This is a genomic window from Rubinisphaera italica, from assembly GCF_007859715.1.
GTDB classification, from domain to species: domain Bacteria; phylum Planctomycetota; class Planctomycetia; order Planctomycetales; family Planctomycetaceae; genus Rubinisphaera; species Rubinisphaera italica.
In genome coordinates, this window is the sequence record NZ_SJPG01000001.1 from 1,034,902 (window position 1) to 1,055,460 (window position 20,559).

17 protein-coding genes and 1 tRNA gene are annotated in these 20,559 nt (G+C 48.0%); 10 read left to right on the forward strand and 8 right to left on the reverse strand.

What is annotated here, in order from left to right; all coding sequences use genetic code 11:
• Positions 1–52: 52 nt before the first annotated feature.
• The gene (locus Pan54_RS03965; RefSeq protein ID WP_146502272.1) at positions 53–1,072 is read right to left on the reverse strand and encodes a DUF1559 domain-containing protein; all 1,020 of its coding nucleotides are present in this window, start codon (positions 1,070–1,072) and stop codon (positions 53–55) included.
• Between the two features lie 380 nt (positions 1,073–1,452).
• Positions 1,453–3,180 (reverse strand): alpha-keto acid decarboxylase family protein, encoded by a 1,728-nt coding sequence (locus tag Pan54_RS03970; RefSeq protein ID WP_146502273.1) that lies wholly within the window; start codon positions 3,178–3,180, stop codon positions 1,453–1,455.
• A 213-nt stretch (positions 3,181–3,393) separates the two neighbouring features.
• Between Pan54_RS03970 and Pan54_RS03975 the strand changes: the two genes are divergently transcribed.
• Both Pan54_RS03975 and Pan54_RS03980 read left to right on the forward strand, forming a co-directional pair.
• Positions 3,394–4,863 (forward strand): sulfatase family protein, encoded by a 1,470-nt coding sequence (locus tag Pan54_RS03975; RefSeq protein WP_242631212.1) that lies wholly within the window; start codon positions 3,394–3,396, stop codon positions 4,861–4,863.
• Positions 4,847–5,389, forward strand: coding sequence for a hypothetical protein (locus tag Pan54_RS03980; RefSeq protein WP_146502274.1), 543 nt, complete (start codon positions 4,847–4,849; stop codon positions 5,387–5,389). Before Pan54_RS03975 ends, Pan54_RS03980 begins: the two co-directional genes overlap by 17 nt.
• Before the next feature lie 157 nt (positions 5,390–5,546).
• Here the strand turns inward: Pan54_RS03980 and Pan54_RS03985 are convergent.
• Positions 5,547–5,617 (reverse strand) — tRNA-Gln (locus Pan54_RS03985).
• Positions 5,618–5,743: 126 nt separating this feature from the next.
• Positions 5,744–6,790, reverse strand: coding sequence for a hypothetical protein (locus tag Pan54_RS03990; RefSeq protein WP_146502275.1), 1,047 nt, complete (start codon positions 6,788–6,790; stop codon positions 5,744–5,746).
• A 332-nt stretch (positions 6,791–7,122) separates the two neighbouring features.
• On the opposite strand from Pan54_RS03990, the gene Pan54_RS03995 reads away from it, so the two are divergent.
• Positions 7,123–8,241, forward strand: a complete 1,119-nt coding sequence (locus Pan54_RS03995) for a DUF1570 domain-containing protein (RefSeq protein WP_165441569.1) — start codon at positions 7,123–7,125, stop codon at positions 8,239–8,241.
• A 95-nt stretch (positions 8,242–8,336) separates the two neighbouring features.
• Here Pan54_RS03995 and Pan54_RS04000 read toward each other — a convergent pair whose 3' ends face one another.
• Both Pan54_RS04000 and Pan54_RS04005 read right to left on the reverse strand, forming a co-directional pair.
• Positions 8,337–9,059: a FadR/GntR family transcriptional regulator gene (locus Pan54_RS04000; RefSeq protein WP_146502277.1), complete on the reverse strand. Its 723-nt coding sequence runs from the start codon at positions 9,057–9,059 to the stop codon at positions 8,337–8,339.
• A gap of 44 nt (positions 9,060–9,103) precedes the next feature.
• On the reverse strand, positions 9,104–9,433 hold the full coding sequence (locus Pan54_RS04005) for a hypothetical protein (protein ID WP_146502278.1): 330 nt from the start codon (positions 9,431–9,433) through the stop codon (positions 9,104–9,106).
• 224 nt (positions 9,434–9,657) lie between these two features.
• Here Pan54_RS04005 and Pan54_RS04010 point away from each other — a divergent pair, with 224 nt between their 5' ends.
• From Pan54_RS04010 to Pan54_RS04030, 5 genes are all read left to right on the forward strand, one after another.
• Complete coding sequence (locus tag Pan54_RS04010; protein WP_146502279.1) at positions 9,658–10,413, forward strand: polyprenol monophosphomannose synthase; 756 nt, start codon at positions 9,658–9,660, stop codon at positions 10,411–10,413.
• On the forward strand, positions 10,410–11,759 hold the full coding sequence (gene bioA / locus Pan54_RS04015; protein WP_146502280.1) for an adenosylmethionine--8-amino-7-oxononanoate transaminase: 1,350 nt from the start codon (positions 10,410–10,412) through the stop codon (positions 11,757–11,759). Before Pan54_RS04010 ends, bioA begins: the two co-directional genes overlap by 4 nt.
• A 416-nt stretch (positions 11,760–12,175) precedes the next feature.
• Complete coding sequence (locus tag Pan54_RS04020) at positions 12,176–13,150, forward strand: endonuclease/exonuclease/phosphatase family protein (protein ID WP_165441570.1); 975 nt, start codon at positions 12,176–12,178, stop codon at positions 13,148–13,150.
• A 292-nt stretch (positions 13,151–13,442) separates the two neighbouring features.
• Positions 13,443–13,895 carry a hypothetical protein gene (locus tag Pan54_RS04025; RefSeq protein WP_146502282.1) on the forward strand — a complete coding sequence of 151 codons (453 nt, stop codon included), beginning with the start codon at positions 13,443–13,445 and terminating at the stop codon, positions 13,893–13,895.
• A gap of 136 nt (positions 13,896–14,031) precedes the next feature.
• Positions 14,032–14,601 (forward strand): isochorismatase family protein, encoded by a 570-nt coding sequence (locus Pan54_RS04030; RefSeq protein ID WP_146502283.1) that lies wholly within the window; start codon positions 14,032–14,034, stop codon positions 14,599–14,601.
• Between the two features lie 5 nt (positions 14,602–14,606).
• Here Pan54_RS04030 and Pan54_RS04035 read toward each other — a convergent pair whose 3' ends face one another.
• On the reverse strand, positions 14,607–16,364 hold the full coding sequence (locus tag Pan54_RS04035; RefSeq protein ID WP_146502284.1) for a BBP7 family outer membrane beta-barrel protein: 1,758 nt from the start codon (positions 16,362–16,364) through the stop codon (positions 14,607–14,609).
• 270 nt (positions 16,365–16,634) lie between these two features.
• On the opposite strand from Pan54_RS04035, the gene Pan54_RS04040 reads away from it, so the two are divergent.
• Entirely contained in the window at positions 16,635–17,738 is a 1,104-nt protein-coding gene (locus Pan54_RS04040) for a M20/M25/M40 family metallo-hydrolase (protein WP_146502285.1), read from the forward strand.
• 21 nt (positions 17,739–17,759) lie between these two features.
• Here the strand turns inward: Pan54_RS04040 and Pan54_RS04045 are convergent, their stop codons facing one another.
• Positions 17,760–18,833 carry an alpha/beta hydrolase gene (locus Pan54_RS04045; RefSeq protein WP_146502286.1) on the reverse strand — a complete coding sequence of 358 codons (1,074 nt, stop codon included), beginning with the start codon at positions 18,831–18,833 and terminating at the stop codon, positions 17,760–17,762.
• A 531-nt stretch (positions 18,834–19,364) separates the two neighbouring features.
• On the opposite strand from Pan54_RS04045, the gene Pan54_RS04050 reads away from it, so the two are divergent.
• A complete protein-coding gene (locus Pan54_RS04050; protein ID WP_146502287.1) occupies positions 19,365–20,489 on the forward strand; it encodes a baeRF7 domain-containing protein in 1,125 nt (374 codons plus the stop codon).
• The last annotated feature ends 70 nt before the right edge of the window (positions 20,490–20,559 follow it).

A 20,559-nucleotide genomic window follows, 5' to 3' on the forward strand; every position in this document is an offset into this window, starting at 1 on the left:
GTAGTGATTGCTGTCTGCATTTTCAGTAGTCACTCTTGAGTGAATGTTGAATTTAGAATTCACCAAGGGGCTGACCATCACCCTTATCGCACAGACGGGTCAAAATACCATAATTGACATTGTCAGAGACAAACTGAACCGAACCGTCAGCCATTGCAAACTGGGCACCACCCTTGTGGGGGGAAGTCAGTAGTGTGTGACGATAGTATGCTTGTTGCTGACCGTTGTCTGCTCCTTTAAAGTTGATTGGCATTCGGGTCACTGTCATATTCAACCACCAGTCGGCTGAACCACCGGCTCCGCCGGACCACGAACCCCCATCGTGATTACAGGCTCGTTTATCCTCTTTCACTCCATCAGGGCGAACCCGATATTCCGACTGTTCTCCGACCACAAATGTGTTAGTCGTTCCATCGGTGACGTCTTTCAATCGGACAGGCCGGTTGTTCAGCGTATCGACGGACACGATAACTCCGTTGTAATTGGAACGGTAATAACCGGTCCAAGCGGTTGGTGATGGCAAACTGACCAGATCACTACCACTGTCGTAAGAGCCCGCAATTCCGACGTAATTCACTAATTGATAAGTGATTGTTGCCGGTGCTCCAAGAGCCTGAGTTGATGCATTCGTATTTTGTGTTCGAGTTTCTGGAAGTGGGCTGGAAGGACAGTTGAAGGTTTTTACGCGCAGAGTGTTTGTAATGTTCCAGTTACGATTTGTTCGGTTACTCTGCATCGTCCAGTCTGTGCCATTGAACGTGATTTGGTCGTAAGCTGCGCCTTGTTCCACCTGAGGCAGAATGCGTGTCAGCCAGGAGGCGCCTCGATTAGTAGCCGCATCTGGTGCGAAGCCTCCGGGAGGGAAAGTCAGATGAACATCGTGGTAATTATGAATTGCCAGACCAATCTGCTTCAGATTGTTTTTGCAACTCGATCGTCGGGCGGCTTCGCGAGCCTGTTGAACAGCAGGCAAAAGCAATGCTACAAGTATGGCGATGATCGCGATCACGACGAGTAATTCAATCAGCGTGAATCCTTTGCGTAATGCCTTGTGTTGAAAATAAGCGCTCATTTGTTTGGCCTTTGTCGTTGAAGAATAAGTATTAGAATCAATTGAACAATCAAATTTACTACGCAACTACTATGCCATTGACTGGTCATGCACATGGACGCAAAGGCACCTTGCAATGTACCTTTCATTTCTCAACAGGCAGTATGTTTTTTTCTCAATATAAATTGACGAAAAAGCACAAAAAGAAAGGGGGGCACACTATCACATAAAAAGGATTTGATGCACATGCGCAAAATTACACACGAAAATTAACAAGAAATTCAGCCATTTTCACATTATCCTTGAATCTACATGTTCGTGTGTAGATAGGTAGTTTGCCTGTGCTTTGTGCAGTGATGTGAAAGAGATAAGCAAGTTCGCTTTCGCCTGCATGCATTTCTTTAGATTGTCTTGCTCATCTTTTCTGCCAAACGAGTCAGAGCTGAACTGATATCGTGCGGTTGCAGATGCACGTTAAGTAAACTGAATTTGTCCTCATTGTTCAGCGATGCTTTCAGGGCTTGATCAAGTTCGGATTCTGTATTCACTTCGAAGCCCCATCCCCCGCCGAGCAGGTCGGGCATGCGATGATATTTCCAGTCGAGAATATCGTTGAATGGTCCTTCGTGCAGGAAGCGTTCGGTCGTATAACCCTTGTTATTCAGAACGACGACAATCGGATTGAAATGATGCCGCAAGATGGTCGAGAGTTCCAGGCAGGTCATCTGAAATGCACCATCGCCGACCAGGACGATTGGTCGTAATTTTTCATTGGCGACCTGTACGCCCAGGGCTGCTGGAATGGCAAAGCCCATCGAAGTGTAATAGGCCGGGCTGAGGAATTCCGTGTGCTGATGGATAATCAGATCGGAGGCACCAAACAACGAATCCCCCACATCAGCAACAACAACCATATTATCAACCAGCAATTCGTTGATCCGCTGAAACAGTCGCTTTGTTGTGACGGGTTGATCTTCTACCGCTTTGAAAGCGGCTGGTTTGGCTGGCGGTTTAGGCATCGGGCGTTTGACGATTTTCATTTTCTCATCGGCCAGATGTTCCAGAAAATCGTCCAGACGCACATCATGAAAGTGATGATAGCCAATTCTTAACTGTTCGCTGGTGGCATAGATGCATTTCTGAGGATCGAGATGTGCAGTGTAGATGCCGAGATTGATATCGGTCATAAATGTCCCGGCCAGCAGTACGCAATCACTTTCCTCGACATACTTCGTCACCGCTTCGCGTCCCATGGCTCCTTCGTAAATACCAAGATAGAGTGGGTGCCGCTCGCTGATGACTGATTTTCCCAATAACGTCGCCGAAACGGGAATTGAATGTTTCTCGATCAACTTGAGTAGAGTCTCCCGCAGTCCGAAGCGATGCACTTCCACACCCGCAATCACGACTGGCTTCTTCGCTAGAGACAAGCGTTCAGCCGCTTCCTCAATCGATGCTGCCAGCGCTTGCGGATCGCTGAAGTATTCTTCTGATTGAGGGTGATGCGGCGTGAGTGGTTTTGCGTTGACGCGATCTCGTGGCAGTTCCAGATAGACCGGACGTTTGTATCGAGCCGCGGCTGCAAAGCAGCGATCGATTTCCCGGAAAGCGGTCAACGGATCTTCAAGAGCCGCATGCGCCACTGTGATTTTCTCAAAGACTTCCCGCTGTGTGTTAAAATCCCGAACCCGATGATGCAAGAGAGGATCGTTACGGCGTTCTTCCATTCCGGGAGCCCCGCTAATTACAACGACCGGCGACTTCTCAGAATAAGCCCCAGCTATCGAATTGCACAGGCTCAAACCGCCCACGCAATAAGTGACACAAACGGCTCCCATTCCATTCACCCGGGCATAAGCATCGGCTGCATATCCGGCACAGTCTTCGCGAGTCGTGCCAATGACGCGAATCGGACTTTCTTCTAACTGAGCATAGAACTGAAGAACAAAATCCCCCGGAATCCCAAAAACATCCCGGATACCATACTCCTGCAATTTCTCAATGAGGTAAGCCCCAATCGAAAGGATCGCCTCTTCTTTCTTGGAAGATTTTGAGGTATTCGTTTTCGCTGTCGGACTCGTCTTCTGACGACTGGCAGACTTAGGCTTATTTGTTGATTTGGGAGACATCGTGCAACTCCTGGAATAAAACCGGATGAGAGAGCCTCTTCAGGAATTATATGAAGGGAATGATTTTGGGATAGATCGGTTTTCTGCGAACAAGTGACGTTTCCGTAATAACCTACTGGCATTACTGGAATTCATATTGGCCACTCTTTATCCTTGAGTGAAATAATTATTAGATTGACTCCGAAAGGGTGGGATATGCGCAGGAAGTTATTGTTGTTGGTCGCGATTGCGATGGTTTTCTCAATCACTGGATTCTCGAAGATCGCTAACGCGGCTCGTCCGAACGTGATTTTTATACTGACGGACGATCAACGCTGGGATCAACTCGGGTGTGCCGGGCATCCTTATTTGAAGACGCCGCATATCGATCAACTGGCCGAAGAAGGCGTTCAGTTCTCGAATATGTTTGTCACGACTTCTCTCTGTTCACCGAGCCGGGCTTCGTTTCTGTCAGGTTTGTATGCCAGTTCGCATGGCGTTGTAAATAATTTCACTGATTATCCTCGCGATCTCGACAGTTTTCCGAAGCGACTGCAGGACGCTGGATATGAAACCGCTTACATTGGTAAGTGGCACATGGGAGAAGCTGATGATTCCAAACGTCCCGGCTTCGATTATTGGGTCACTCACAAAGGGCAGGGGCAGTATTACGACACCGAATTCAATGTGAATGGCGACCGAAAAGTCGTCCCCGGCTATTACACGACCGTCGTGACCGATATGGCTGTTGACTGGATGAAGCAGCAGCCAAAAGACAAACCGTACATGCTGATTCTTGGCCACAAGGCCCCGCATACACCATTTACTCCGGAAGAAAAATACGAGCACATATTTGATGATATCGAAGTCAACTACCCCCACTCAGCTTTTCATCTGGAAGGGAAACCCAAGTGGATTGAACAACGGCTCGATACCTGGCACGGCATTTATGGACCGCTGTATGGGTTCCGGGAAAAATTTCCAGATCGTTCTGCCGAAGCCGTACTCGACTTTGAAAAATTCAGTCTGTCATACACCGCTTCGATCAAATCCGTCGACGATTCTGTCGGTCGGATGTACGAATTGCTCAAGCAACGTGGTGTACTCGATAATACGGTGATTGTTTTCGCGGGTGATAACGGCATGTTCCTGGGTGAACATGGAATGTCTGACAAACGGGCGATGCACGAACCGAGTATTCGCGTGCCAATGATTGTCCGTTATCCCAAAGTCGCCAAGCCTGGTTCTGTCATTCCTCAGCAGGTTCTCAATATCGATCTGGCTCCGAGTCTTGTCGAATTGTGTGGCGCCAAACCAATGCAGAACATACACGGTTCTTCCTGGGTTCCGCTTCTCAAAGGAAACACAAAAGACTGGCGGGATGCCTGGTTCTACGAATACAACTATGAAAAACAGTTTCCCTACACACCGAATGTCCGTGGGATTCGAACTGATCGCTGGAAGTATATGCGATATCCTCACGGCGACGGTTCTGCCGATAAGCATATGGCCGAATTGTACGATCTGGAAAATGATCCCGGCGAAATGCACAACTTGATCGATAAGCCGGAACACAAAGAATTGATCAGCAAACTGAAAAAGCAACTCGATGATCTGATCGCCAAAACCGGCGGCACATCCTGGGAAACGCTTCCCATGGACGAGGGAATTAAAACAGAACTTCCCGATGCCGATATCCGTTGAAGACTCACAGTCGAAATTAAAGCCAACCAAACTGGGGTTCGGAATGATTATTCTGATCCTCAGTTGGTATGGCATGGAAGCGGTTCACGAACTTGGGCATGTCGTCCATGCTTTAGCTTCTGGCGGAATTGTCAACTCGGTATCGATTCCACTTTGGGGAATTTCCTGCACGCACATCAATCCGAATCCTTATGCCGCGTTCGTGGTGTGGGGCGGGCCGATCTGGGGCTCGCTGATTCCGATCACTATGTGGCTGGTCGTGAAAAAATATTTCAGACAACCACTTTTAATGAACGTCGTTGCCTTCTTTGCCGGATTTTGCTGCATCGCAAATGGTGCTTATCTGGGAATCGGCTGGATGGATCGCGCAGGAGACGCTGGCGATTTAATGCGGGAAGGAGTTTCCGTTGGCTGGCTGATCGGCTTTGGAGTGATCGCCTGCGTCAGCGGTTTGACCATCTGGCATCTCTGGACGAATGAGCTTCGCAAGAAATCTGTGGGTCAGGCTGTGACTGACGAAGTTTGAAGCCGACAATTAATCATGTCAGGCAGTGCCTGACCTACAGCTGAAATTATTGGTTCTTTTATATTCCATTGTCTCGACTCACTCGCTTGCGCTTCGTGCTTATAATAATGAAGGCATTCAACGCAAAAAAGCTCCTGGCAATCAGGAGCTTTTTAAGTAGCCCGGCCGGGATTTGAACCCAAACTGACGGAATCAAAATCCGTTGTGCTACCGTTACACCACCGGGCTGAAAGACAATTCTCAGGGAACTGTCTGAGTGTGTGAGGTATTTTATTGACCGCTGTCAAATCTGACAACCCCGGAGAATGTCGGTTCGCATAAGTTCTTCAAACCCTGCTAAAACAGGCTGTTTTTTTATGGATTTGGTTTGGATTTGGGCTGGAAACGAGTGATCCACAAAAATGCTTGATCATTTTCGTCGACCCGTAATTCCTGAGTCAACTGAATTTTTGAAACCAATGTCCTTAAACACAGGCTCCATGAGGTTCGTTTGCGGGGATAGGTGACGGTCATTTTATCGAAATCGAGGTTCATCGATTTAAGAGCCATCCCATCGACAAAGACGGGGATTTCCGTCTGCTTTTCAAGTTCCTGCAGCATTTGGGTCATCGACATTTGATCGACTTCAACAGGCACGGCCACAAACAGTTTTTTGGCAAGAGTCAATCGGGTGAGGCCAAGGGAATCGGGATCCCAGCCAATAGGCCATGCTTTCTCGACTTCCTCTACGTCTTCAATACTCAATATAATTGACTCATCCGGCAAACGTCGTGGCGTAAAAGAGAGTCCATATTCCCGAAGCAATAAAGCGAAAGCAGTTCCTTTTGCCAGACCAGCCAAGTCATTCTTCACAGGAGGAATTTGATCAACTGGCCCCAGAGTTTTTTTAGCCTTGGGGGTAAAGTCGATAGGATAGTTGGATGGTAATTCCAGAGAGACGATAGCTGCTGCCAGATCGAGATCGGAAGTTTTGTTCTCGACAACCGTTCGCATAGCCGCATGGAGCAGATCGAACTCAGCTTTACTCAATCCCCAAAGTGGTTGCCCTTCGGGGGCTCCCTGGGCACCGTAAGTCTGGAGTTCTTCAATCCAGTCGGACAGTTCCCCAACGTCGCTCAGGCGAAATTTGCGATCCGGAAAGACGATTTCCCCGTTGCGATCGAGCAGTCCTGTTACAACGACCCGGCGAGTCGTTCCAAAAATATCCTGCTCGACGCCAGCTTTATCGTTGTAAAGTGGCTGACGAACTCGCAATGGCACTTCGAATTGCCGAAAAACTTCCGCCCATTGCTGACCAGCCAGTCCGTTTGCTCGTTCACGCGAAAGCAGCAATTCAAATTTTACGTCTGTATGCAGTCGGTCAACCACAGATTCAGTTGGCTGGGCGCAGACTTGATTCATACAGAAATTTATGCCGGAGATCAGCAGGAATCCCAAAATAAGTCGGGAAAAAAAATGTTGATTGTGGTTCTGTATAGACACGACTCACCTCATAGAAAGGCTGGAAAAAGAATGATTCTGGAGGGGGCAATATCATTCTACGCGCAGTGAACGGAACCCGACAAGATGAGTCCTGTGTGAAAAGTGCTTGTTTTCTTGTTGTTTTTAGGAAACATGAAGCCGAAATTATCGAAATTTCTTCTGAAATGAACCTGATTTACCAAGCTCACGACCAATACCAAGCTAGATTTTCCTATAGCACATCTAGGGGAGATCGGGCTGGGGATGGTGAGATGCAACTCTTTATCTGGAAATTACTGCTGGTCTCAAGCGTATTCAGTATTTCATTTGTCGAAGCTGCAGAGCCTCTTTTAGAAATTAAAACGGCTCAGAAAACGGTTTTCGGTAAAAAACTGGCTCATGATGAAAAGGCTTGCTGGGTCATCGAGCGAAATGGAGGTCTGGAGCAGATTTCTATTGCGAGTGTGACTGGATTCCGATTAACGAATCAGGTCTTTCGGCCTTTCTCGGCAGCCGAACTGCGAACGGATTTGCGCAGAGAGTTTGGCAACGATTTCGAAATCAAAGGGACTTCCCGTTATTTGGTAGCCTCGGCTGAGGGGCGGGCAGGGCAATATTTAGAAGTTTTCGATTCGTTATATCGTGAATTTCGACAATATTTTTCTGTGCGTGGTATCGAAATTGACAACCCCGAGTTTCCAATGGTGGCAATCGTCTTTCCAGAACATCTGCAGTTCGTCAAGTACGCGGCTCAGGATGGCCTGACTCAAACAGAAGGTTTAACTGGATATTATGATAGGCGAACCAATCGAGTCGCCCTGTTTGATGATGGACAGGTCGTCACAAAAAAACTGCCAGTTAGTGGAGTTACGGATTTAATCGCTGCCAAAGCTGGTGAGTCGACGAGTTTACAGAACACGATGATCCACGAAGCGACTCATCAGGTCGCTTATAATGTCGGATTGCATTCTCGTACCGGGCAGACTCCCAGATGGATCGTTGAAGGTTTGGCGACCGTCTTTGAGCATCCTGATATGCGTGGAGCTTCGCAAACTAGCCCAGCGATGCGGCGCGTCAATCGTGAACGATATCTCTGGTTCGGAAACTATGTGAAAAGCCGACGTGAGCCGGGAAGTCTGGTTGATTTGGTTGCCAATGAAGGAAATTTCAGCAGAAATGTTTTGGATGCCTACAGCGAAGCCTGGGCATTGACCTTCTTTCTGATGGAAACACGAGGCGTGCAGTATACAAAATATCTGCAGAAAATAGCTTCCCGCGAACCCATGCGGCGATACTCGGCATTGGAACGGATCAACGATTTTGAAGCGTCTTTTGATTGCGATCTCGAAGAAATGGAGCGGGATTTCCTGCGATATTTTGAGAAGCTTTGAGTTGGGATTTTAACTTGCAAATACAAGCACGAAGCGCAAGCGAGTGAGTCCTGAGTACGTAAATACACTCGCTTGCGCTTCGTGCTGGTAGATTTTTATAGATTCGAAACGTGGTGGGCATCTCGCAGATGTCGTTCCATGCAGGCTTGGGCGCGTGCGGGGTCTCGGTCTGTGATCGCCTGCAGAATTTCATAGTGTGCCTGGGAGGCGCGGCGGTGTTGTTCGGGATCGTGTTTACCACTTTCCCGCTGAGCAAACTTCACATACGAGCCCAGCACATTGAGCAGGACCCAGAATAAGGGATTGCCTGTTGCTTTGGCGATTTGCACGTGGAATTGATGATCGGATTCAATCGACTCGGGAGTATCTGTGTCGAACGAGTCAAACTTTTGCGCCAGATCGGTCAGGCGATTCAGATTATCAGCTGTCCGCTTTTGAGCCGCAAGTCGAGCGGTTTGCAGTTCGAGACCACAACGAACTTCGAATACATGCGACAGCGACTGTTCCCCTTCCATCGAAAGCATCAGTGGAAACAGTTTCGAAAGTGTTTCGCTACTCATTTTTCGCACGGTTGTACTGCGACCATGAGAAATATCGAGAACTCCCAGCGCTCGGAGCATCGAAAGAGCTTCGCGAACTGCGATTCGACTGACCTGAAACTGCTGCATCAGGGTTCGTTCACTCGGAATCGAACCACCAACTTCCCACTCTCCCGATTCAATCAACTGAATCATTTCTTCGTAGAGACGGGATGTTGTGCTTTGTCGTTTACCTTCATCATCAGAATCGAAACTGCAGGGGCGAGAATATTCAGACATAATATCTATTTTATAGGTATTTTTTTAAAATACAGTCATAAAATTTATTGAGGCGGCTTGCGTCCTGCGAACATTGTCAGCAGAGCTAATGCAATAAACAAGGGTATTATTAGTACAAATTGTTTAATAAAGGCAATCAGCATGACCATGGCGAGGAGTAGGAGCCAGGGAAGTCGTTTCAGAATTTTGGGATGACGCACCATGACCGGGATGGCGAGCCAGAATGCTCCCAGCATCGTGCCGACGCGAATCATTGCCCCCAATATGGCTTGTTTTGAGTCATCCATCAGCCAGAGGACGACAAATGCTGTCAAAAATGACAGCGAAAGCAGGCCGACAATCCAGCGTTTTGATTGTAATTCTTGTGGTTCCATAGCCGATTCTGAGCCATCACACCTCCTGACCGCAATCGAATCGCGTGTTTTCCAGCCGATTTCCCGGAAAACATTCCGAAGTGCCTTGTTTCAGCCGTCTTAAAACCAAAAGATTCGCTTTAAAAGAAGAGAGATTAGGGGGAGAGGTGAGAGTAAGAATTCGCTTTCCGTTCTCGGCTCTCCGCTTTTTACCTAAAAGATTCCTTCCTTCCGAGGTGTAATTGTTGTCTAAAGAACTTTCCTCAAGTCCTCCGAAATCTGCTTCCGAGCGGATTGTGGTCACGATCTGTACTTACAACGAACGCGATAATCTCGGTCGATTGCTGACAACGATCCGTGAAACGTTGCCGCAAGCTGACATTATGGTTGTTGATGACAATTCTCCGGATGGCACGGGGGATCTGGCCGATGAGCGAGCCCAGGCTGATCCCGCGATTCATGTCTTGCATCGCTACAACGAACGCGGATTGGGAACTGCCACCATTCATGCGTTTCAGCAGGCACTTGAACGAGGTTACGACATTCTCATCAATCTCGATGCCGATTTCAGTCATGATCCCAAATACTTTATCGATCTGCTGACCGCTCTCGATGATCAGCAGGCTGACGTAGCCATCGGTTCCCGATATGTCGAATCGGGAGGTGTTCAGGGCTGGCCTTTGAAGCGGAAGTTTATGAGCAGTGCGATCAATGCCTGGTCACGATTTTGGCTCGGACTCAAAACTCGCGATTGCAGCGGAAGCTATCGGGCATACCGATGTGCTCTGTTGCTGAAAATCGATTTTTCCAAGTTCCGCTCTCAGGGCTATTCTGTTCAGGAAGAACTGCTCTATCGTTGTGCTCAGGAGGGAGCCACCTTTACTGAAGTGCCGATTGTGTTTGTGGATCGTGAAGTTGGAACATCAAAAATTAATCTGTCTGAATCAATGAAAGCCGTCTGGCTGATTGCTCGTTGTGGTTGTGAGCGAGGCACAAAATGAGTTCAACATTACGAGACTGGGATAATCGACATCTCTGGCATCCTTTCACTGCGATGTCCGCCTGGGTGGAAGAAAACGCTCCGATTATTGAGTCTGGTCGGGGATTCGATCTGTTCGATATTGAAGGACGTCGTTACCTCGATGGCATTTCTTCTCTGTGGTGCAATGTGCATGGACATTGTGTGCCGGAACTGGATGCGGCGATTTCGGATCAATTAAAGAAGATCGCGCATACGACCTTATTAGGAGGTTCTACGCCGACCGCGATTGAACTGGCCCATGAATTGACAAACATGGCACCTGGGAAACTGGAACACGTTTTCTTTTCCGATGCGGGTGCGACTGCAGTCGAAGCGGCTTTGAAGATGGCAGTTCAGTATCACGTGCAAAAGTCGGGGGCAACTCAGGGAAAAACGCTCTTTGTGCGGATGGACGAAGCGTATCACGGCGATACCTTCGGCTCGGTTTCCGTCGGTCGAGTAGAGGCCTTTCATAAGCCATTCGCCAACATGCTGTTCGATACACTGACCGTTCCCTGTCCAGTGACTTTTCGGCTTCCAGAAGGACTTGATCGATCAAGTTGGATCGAACATTGTTTCACGGCGGTTGAATCGTCAATCGCAGAGAATCACGAGAGAATCGCTGCATTTATTATTGAGCCGCTCGTTCAGGGAGCAGCAGGAATTCTAGTTCATGAACCCGGCTACCTGAAACACGTCCGTGAAGTGACTGCGAAATATGAGATCCCGCTCATCGCAGATGAAGTCGCGGTCGGTTTCGGTAAGACCGGGACAATGTTTGCCTGTGAACAGGAACAGGTCGAGCCGGATATTTTATGTCTGGCGAAGGGGATTACCGGTGGATATTTGCCACTGGCTGCCACTTTGACAACCTCAGAAATCTACAATTCGTTTCTTGGCAATCCTCGCGAAGGAAAGACGTTCTATCATGGTCATACCTATACGGGAAATGCTCTGGCCTCGGCAGTTTCGCTGGCTAATCTCAAATTGATCCAGGCCAATTCGGTTCTGAACAATACGCAGAAAATCTCGACCCGCCTTCACGAACGTCTGCAGGTTCTTAATGATCATCCCCATGTGGGGGAAATCCGGCAGAAGGGAATTATGGCGGGTATCGAACTTGTTCAGGATCGCGATTCTCGTACTCCATTCGATTCTCACAGGAGAATAGGACATCAGGTAATCCTGGCGGCACGAAAACGCGGCGTCATCATCCGCCCGCTCGGCGATGTCATCGTACTGATGCCCGCGATTGCGATGCCCGAAGATAGCATCGATGAGCTTTGCGAAGTGACAATTGCTGCAATACAGGAAACGCTCAGTTAAATTTGCGATCAACAAGCATCGAATTGGATGGAACGTCTAAGAAATTGAGCTGCTCATAGGCGGTGGCACGACCCTGAGCATCGCGAAGGGCGTGGTGGGCGCGATTTCCACGCCCATCACTTCGTTCTGGGGCGTGCCACCCAATTGAGGTACTTCCGAATCCCAAAGGGCTTCAATGCTTTAGGATTTTATCCGGTTTTCATTAGGAACGCAGTTTAAGGTCATTATTGCTTCTTGTGAACATTTTTCGGAGCTCAATTTGGCAAACTCGAATTCGATCTACACATACAATTCCTGATTTGGTAGTCTTCGTGCTTGCATTCTATTTCTCAGAGCTAGAGTTCATGGAAGAATCTGCTGACCCTCAATTGAAGGAACTTGTCCGGAAACCCGTCAGGTGGTTTTTCTGGACTGCAATGATTCTTTCAATCAGTTATTCCATTGCAGTGAGCATCCCGTACGGATTGCGTCCCGATGCATGGCTGGCATTGACTGTCTTTCCTGTCTGGGTATGGACGGCTCCACCTGTACTTATTGTGCTGATGATCGGCTTGTTTTCCGGGCGTCGATATCTGCTCGTTACATTCCCATTGCTGTTGGTGACTTATATTGCTTCCGATACCCCGACAGCATTCCTCCGGGAAATTATACATAATGCTCCACCAACCGTTCGGCTATCTGGCGATCAGTCTCTGCGAATTATTTCCCACAATTGTCATCATCTCCCCTCGTCACTGCTGGCACTGAAAAAGTACGATCCGGACATTGTGCTGATTCAGGAAACTCTCAAGACCATCGAACTCGAAGAGGCGCGAATCCATCTGTTTGGAGATGCCGGATTTTCGTTGAGAGGCAGTGATCTCTCGATTCTGTCCAGATATCCTTTGACGCAGATTTCGCTGGATAATAATTATCAAAACTATTGCATGGCTGCGAGAACATCAATTCCCACTCAGAATGGCGCAGAGTCAATTCTGTTAGTTCCGGTACATCTTTATTCCCCACCTTTTCGGTATGAACTTTGGCAGAGCGATTGCTGGCAGTCCTACACACAACATCGAATCGCTCAGAAAGAGCAATTCAATGCGATCATGGATTCTCTCCCGGATTTCAATGTTTCAGACAATGTGATCATCGGAGGGGACTTCAATGCGACCGCTGGCGATCACATTTTTGAAAGATTGCCGGCTTTCATGAGAGAATCCTTTCAGGAAGCCGGGGTGGGCTGGGGATGCTCTTTCCCGAGCAAATACCCTGTTGTGCGAATCGATCAACTTTGGACGACACCGCGAATGAAACCTGTTCGCTGTCATACAGTCGACAGTGAATCCAGTGACCATCGTGTCGTCATTGTCGATTACGAACTCATACCTGACTGGTTGCAACAATAATTAAGTTCTTTTCAGCAAATTTCCCTGCTGTGCCAAAGCATCATGTCTGTTGTCTGTGTTGCTAACGCTCCACAATTGGGGGTGTTCATGTTGTCAGAACACAACATCATTAAATAGCTTTTCAGATTCTTAAGAAATGAGAAAGGATTCTTAACTCATTATATTTCATGTACTTAGGTCGCGTGTTTTACATGCGTTGCCTTGAGGCGACACCACTTGGCCCATCTGTTGCATTTTCGTTTTGGTCTTGTCTGACACTTGTTCAAAACACGCTGCAGAATGGGAAAGTGGTATGCCACGCAAAAAACGACAACGGATCAGTCTTCACGAAGATGGAAACACAATTGTCCTGGACATGGGGCCAATTGAAATTTGGGATGGTGCCGATCTGGCATTGCTTCGCGAGACGGTCAATCGTCAAGTGGAGATGGAAAAGCGAGAGTCAATTTCCTTTGCAATGCATCCTGTGAAGTATGTTCCCAGTGGGTTCTTTGGAATGTTGCTCGATTGCTTCGATCGTGGTATCGAAATCCATCTGCTCTCACCAAACGAGCATGTTCAGAAAATGCTCTGGTTTCAGAGGTTTTTTGCCACCAAAGATGGAGAAAACTTCTTCCTGCATTCAGGGCCTTCTGAAGAGATTCCTCACGATCAGCCTCTTCCCTGGGCCTCGGAAGACGATCATCATACCTGGGATGCGAACGAATCCAAACGACCACGCGTGCCTTCGTTATATCGAACTTGAAGGTTGAAGGTTGAAGGTTGAAGGTTGAAGGTTGATTGTTGATTGTTGAAGGTTGATTGTTGATTGTTCGAGCACGTTGTTACAGTATCACTATCAATAACCCTCAACTCTCAGCCATAAACCCTCAACCATACCTATGCCTTATCTCCGCAATTCTCAACTGGCTGATGCATCGCAATGTCTGGTGATCGTAGTCGATCTTCAGGAAAAACTGACGGGTGCAATTCCACAATCTGAAATATTGCTGTCACGATGCCGTCTGCTACTGCGAAGTGCTCAGGTAATGGGAATACCCATCATTGCGACAGAGCAATACCCTCAGGGACTGGGGGAGACAGTGGAATCGATTTCAGATTTCATCGAATCAACGGTAGCGAAAAAGCGGTTCAGCAGTGTGGAATCGCTCGGACTTCCCGCAGCGGGCGAGCGAAATGATGGCAGATTCCGGGTGATACTCACCGGCATTGAAGCCCATGTCTGCATTTTGCAGACCGCTTACGACCTGCAATCGCTTGGCTACGAAGTCATTCTGCCAGTGGATGCGATCGGAAGTCGGAATCAACTCGATTGTGATGTCGCAATCACGCGAATGTCGAATGCCGGCATGACGTTAACAACCGTCGAGTCGATTCTGCTCGAATGTTGTGAATCGGCTGACCATCCCGAATTCAAAACGATCAGCCGCATGATCACTGGCCGGGATTGAAGTCCTTACCAGTCGATTAACACACCAACGGAAAGTCCGCTCAGGCTCAGTGTGGTTGTTTCTTTGATCACTGTCACATCGTTCTGGTAAGTAAAGTCGGGGCCGGGATTAACCGTTCCCGCAGTCACCACGGTCCCTGTTGGCGTTGCAATCACATTGTAGTTGATATTGTCCTTCGGACGTGTGATGGCAGAAAACCACATAAAGTTGTAACCGACGGTCATCGTGACGTGATCGACGAGTTTAATCTTGGCATCGAGCACCATATCGAAACCTGCAGTAAAATCGGTAGTCCCTATGGAAGTGAAATTGTCATCGCCGACAAACAGAAGATCATCGACACCTACTTCCGCTTCGTAGGAATTCACACCGAGCATCAGTTTGGTGTCCAGCCCGAATGAAAGCCGTTCATCACCCACTTCAGTTCGAATCCCAACAGTCGGCCCCATGACACGGTTTTCTGTGACAGAATCGATTGTTGAAGTCAGGCTGTCATCTGTGCCTGCGTTGTTGTCCTGCAATTCGTTGTCATAAACATAAAACGGATTAAACGGATCGGTTGGGGTCTGAGTAAACCGACCCTGTTGTCGCATCTGTTCTCGGAAATCGAAATACTGAAAACCGAGCATTGTGGAAATTTTGTATCGATCGGGGCGTTCGCGGAATGTCCATAAGACATTCGGAGAGAATCCCCAGGCTTCTGATTCATACATTAATTTGTAGGAGTCATTGAAGATCAGGAAGTAGTTGTTGCTGTCGGTGACAAGGTTCCCTGCAGAATCGAAAACATCAGGAGCCATTTGACCGTTTACTAAAACGGGAATAACCATCGGATCTGCCAAACCAGCCGCGACGACCGCTCCGGGAGTCCCCAGGAGAAAGTTAGGCAGTGGGACGAATTCCAGACCCGATTTGGCTCGATCAAGTGAGAAGAAGCTTGTTTCCAAGGCTCCGAATGTTGTATTGACCCCAACGACTCCACGGAAGCCATTGTTATTATCGAGCTGAAGTTCCTGGCTGTTAGCCAACTGTCCGACAGTCAATACGGCAACCTGAGCTGGATCTGTAGGAGTTCCTGTTGAGGGAACCAGCAGATTCGCATCATCCACGCCAGTAAAGAAATTAATTTTCTGTTCGTTGGTCAGTCGGGGAAAGACATCGACATCGTTTTTATAATCGTTGACGCCAATGGTTCCCATTTGAAGGTCATCTCCTCCAATGGCTTCACTCAGTTCAAATTCATTGGTTTCCCAGACTTGAATCAGGACCTTGTTTCCGGGCACCGGATAAAGGTTTGGATTTCGAATTGGGTAAAGTGCATCGAAGCCAACAAGCTGAGAGGCTCGGAAAGCATCTATATATGCAGGCTCGCTGAATCCAAGCCCTTCATTTAAACGTTTTCCAGGAGCACCAATGATACTGTGGCTGGGATCGGAAATGGCCCAGTTTAAATATTCGAATTTTCCGTAAGTTTGCTGAGCCGTCTGCTTGAGCAGACGATCGAGCGAGGATTCCCTGTAATCATCCCAACCTCGCTTAGGCGGGAGATATTCGTAATACTGCCTTTGTTGCGGAAGCTGTACCTGCTGAACCCCTCCCCTTGGATCATATCCGTCAGGATATTCGCCTATCGCCTGCACCACACCAGGTGGTTGCTGAGCGTGAGCGGGAGGCAAGTAAGCCAAGCCGAGCCACACGATTAACAACAGGCGAGAATGCCCGAGCACGCGTTTCGACCAGCTGTAGTTAATTGTGTCATTCATCTGTCAGACGCCACACTGGAGTGAGTACGATTGCTTTGTCATAATCGAACAAGTTCTGGACGCCCCCATTCGCGGCAATGCGCGCAGCGTCCGGAAATAGTCCGGTCTTATCAGTGGTATCGGTTATAGGGGGTGATTGACTTGCGCAAATTTACCGCTCGGATGTAAAATCATGACGATTATTCCGTCTGTGCCGAATTTATCACTGGAGTATAAATAGAACAGGTAGGCTGGGAGATGTTGAGTAGGGCAATAGGTATTTTGAGGGAAATGGTTAGTATTCCATCAGTCAGCGTGGATTCCAATCGTCCTGTCAGTGATGTGATCGGGAAATTATTGCAGAATCAGGGCTTTCAGGTTGAGGAGCAGACTTATCTCGATGGCAATAGTATCGAGAAGGTCTCCTTAGTCGCGACACGAGGAAGTGGTTCTGGAGGATTGCTTTACTGTGCACATTCTGATGTCGTCCCGGTCGATTCCTGGAGTTATTCAGAAGCAGGGCCATTCGAATTTCGCCAGACAGCCGACCGGATATATGCCCGCGGCAGTTGTGATATGAAGGGATCTCTGGCCTGCTTTCTGGCAGCAACGGAAAAATATGTTGAACAGGATCTGCAAGCTCCGCTATCGGTGATTGTGACTGCAGATGAAGAGCTTGGCTTCGTTGGAGCAGAACATGTCGCGAAAAACTCCACTATCTTTCGTCAACTGGTCGAACAGCAACCACTCACCATCATTGGTGAACCAACACTCCTGAACGTTGTGCATGCCCATAAAGGAATTTATGTTTTTCGGGCGATCTCACACGGAAAAGCAGGGCATTCGAGCACACTGGAAGCGATCAATGCCAATGTGAAGATGATTCCCTTCCTGAACGTCATGTATGAAATCTATCAGGAGACTTTGACCGATCCGGTCTGGTCTCACGTGGCATTCACTCCGCCCCTGATCAGTTGGAATATTGGGATTAACGATTTCACCTATGCTTCAAACATCGCTCCAGAACGGAGTTTATGTACGGTCAGTTTTCGTCCGATGCCCGATCAGCCAATCGAAAAACTGATGGACCGAGTTCGAGCAGCTGCGGACGAGCATGGCTTAATCCTGGAGGTCGATCATGCTGCTGGTCCGTTTTTTGTTCCTGCTGACGCTCCTCACATTCAGCAAATGCTGAAATTTGCAGGACAGGCCAATGCCAAAACCGTCAGCTATGCCAGTGATGCCGCGATGTTTGGAGAACTGAAACGCATGCTCATCTGCGGCCCCGGAGATATTGTGCAGGCTCACACCGATGATGAATGGATCGCAATCGACCAACTCGAAAAAGGAACGAATCTTAATTGCAAGCTCATCCAGGAATTATGTTGCGAGTAAGTAAGGGGGCAAGCCATTGTCTTACTGTTCTACTGCCAGAAATTGCTCTTCAAAGAAATCGAGCATAGGTTTGACCATATCTCGACCATCGGTGGAGGCATGTCGGTATTCAGACTTAATGCCAGATTCGTCCAGCTTTTCCTTCAGCTTGTGGCCGAAGATCGGGTGATGAATGCCCTGTCCCGGTTTGGGGTTTGGCGGCAAGGGTTCGTCCGCTTCGCCATAAAACATGAAGGTGGGAGGATCGTCGCTGGTCACATGTTTGATCGCGGAAACTTCATCAAAGAGTGGCTGCAGCTTTGGATTTGAGAGTTGTTCCATTGAGATCACTCGATAGCAGAGAATTATTGATGGATGAGCATGTGCCTGTCCGCCAATCCATTCCCGGATCACGAAGGGATCGTAACTCGATTGTCCGCCGATAGATCCGACGGCGACCACTCGAGACGATTCTCTCAAAATCGGATCTTTCTTGCTGGAATTGGCCAGGTCGTCGTGATAGCCGATCCACATCGAAATCCCGGCTCCGGCTGAGCCTCCATAAACTGCGAATTGCTTAGGATTAAGATTAAACTTTTCTGCATTATGCTTCAAAAACTGAACAGCTCGGGCTCCATCTTGCTGTGGAGCAGGAAACATCGCCTGGGTGACGAAGCGATAGTTGATCGAGGCAACCGAAAAACCACGCTTGAGGGCCTCTCGAATAATTTCGGGAGAAATTTTTTCCTTGCTGCCTGCGACAAAGCCACCGCCATGGATGTAAATAATTAAAGGCGTCGGTTCATCGCTTTCTGCCAGCCACAAGTCCAACTGATTCCGCACATTGGGACCATAGGCCACATTTCGATAAGTGGGGGGGAGAGCTGCCACTGCTTTTTCGGTGCGAGTTTTTTGCAACTCATCCCGAAACGCTCGTGCTTCCTCCAGCGTGAGTATTCCATCCCGATCGGCATCAGCTTGCGGAAAACGTTCCAACCATTTTTGTAAGCGTGAATTTTCTTCTGAAGTCGACTGGGCATTTGCAGCGGATAAACACAGGACATTCAACACGATTGATAACGCAACGAGCCATTTGGTTATAGATGGAATTTTCATGAGGACCTTCTAAATCAACACGGCTCGAATGAGCAGGTTGGAATTGGTGAAATCGTTTGGACTTGGCCTGCATGAATAATCATGGCAATCCGCTGAGAATTGGTCAAATGATTCCGAAATTGAAACACTGAATAAACGGTCAACGGAATCGAAACTACTCAGAATTGGACAAGCTGTTTTTTAACTTTCCATTCAAATACCCTTCTAATTTTACACGCCATTTCCCAAGTAAACTGAAATGTATTCTGGAATAAGCAGGTGCCTGATTGACCAGGTTGCAGGCTTAGCAACCGACAGGGGCAGACAATTCACAGATTCGGTCTGTATCACAGGATTCGACGGAAATGGTACAGTGATTGCTTATTTTTTTTCATGGATGCGTTTCTATTTATTGAACCGTTTGTGTGATTATCAATTTCAATCAGCCGTTTCATGGATTCGCTCAACACTAATTGATGCCAGATTTTGAAGAATCGTACGTGATGCTGCGACGAGAACTTGAAATCTCAGGAATCTAAGGAGATGAAAGCAATGGATAACTTTACCAAAAATGATTTAATAGACCTTGCTGAGCAAGAAGGCCATGCTTTAATCAGTCTGTATATTCCCACAGAACGCGCAGGTCGGGAAGTCTTGCAGAATCGTATTCGATTCAAAAATATCCTGGGTGAGGTCGAAGGGAAAATTCAAGACGCTGGTTCTGCAGGAGAAAAATTCAACAAGCAACTTAAAGAATTGCATACCTGGGAGAAGGACGATGACTGGTGGCAGCATCAGAGTGATGGTCTGGCTGTTTTTCTTGATGGTGTAAATATTCATCGATGGCGAATCCCTGTCTCCGTTCCATCCATTTGTACCTGTGAAGAATTCTTTACTCTGAGACCTCTCTGCGAATTGCTGCAGGACGACGGACAATACTATCTGCTGGGGGTCAGTCAGAATCAGGTGCGTCTGTTTCAGGGAACGAAAACCAGCATCGTGGAACTCCACCCTGAGGCTTTACCAGAAAATTTACGCTCGGCTCTGAACATTGATGAATATGTCAGCAGTCTGCAGCAGCACAGTACCTCTGCAAATGGAACTGCGGCTATGTTCCATGGGCATGGCGGAAGTGATCTCGATGTCAAAAAGCAGGACGAAATTCTGCAATATTTTCGTCACATCAATCGAGCCTTAAGTTCCTATCTGGGCAATGAACGAAGACCGCTGGTTTTCGCAGGTGTTGATTACCTGTTCCCGATTTTCAAAGAAGCCTGTGAATACAACACTCTGTTAGAAGATGCAGTAATCGGAAACCCCGATCATCTTGATGCGGATCAGCTGCATAGTAAATCCTGGCCAATCGTCGAACCGTTTTTCGCTACTAAACGAAATTCTGCATTGGAACGGTTTCAGGCTGCCGGACCAGAAGGGCAGGGGATTGATGATCTCGACTCAATTGTCCAGGCAGCGGATCAGGGGCAAGTTGAAACATTACTTGTTAAAGATTCACACGCCAATCGCGTACCTAATCGGGGTGAGCAGAAGATGATGAATCTGGCGATAGTCAAAACCCTTCGAGCTGGTGGTTCCGTATTTACGGTTCCAGCTGAAAAACTGACACGACCTGCGGCAGCGATTTTGAGATACTCAATTATGGAAGGCAGTTCAAAATAACAACTGTCTTGTAATTTGAAATCCTCGACCTTACGGGTTGAGGTCATCAATCATTAATTCCCGACAGGAT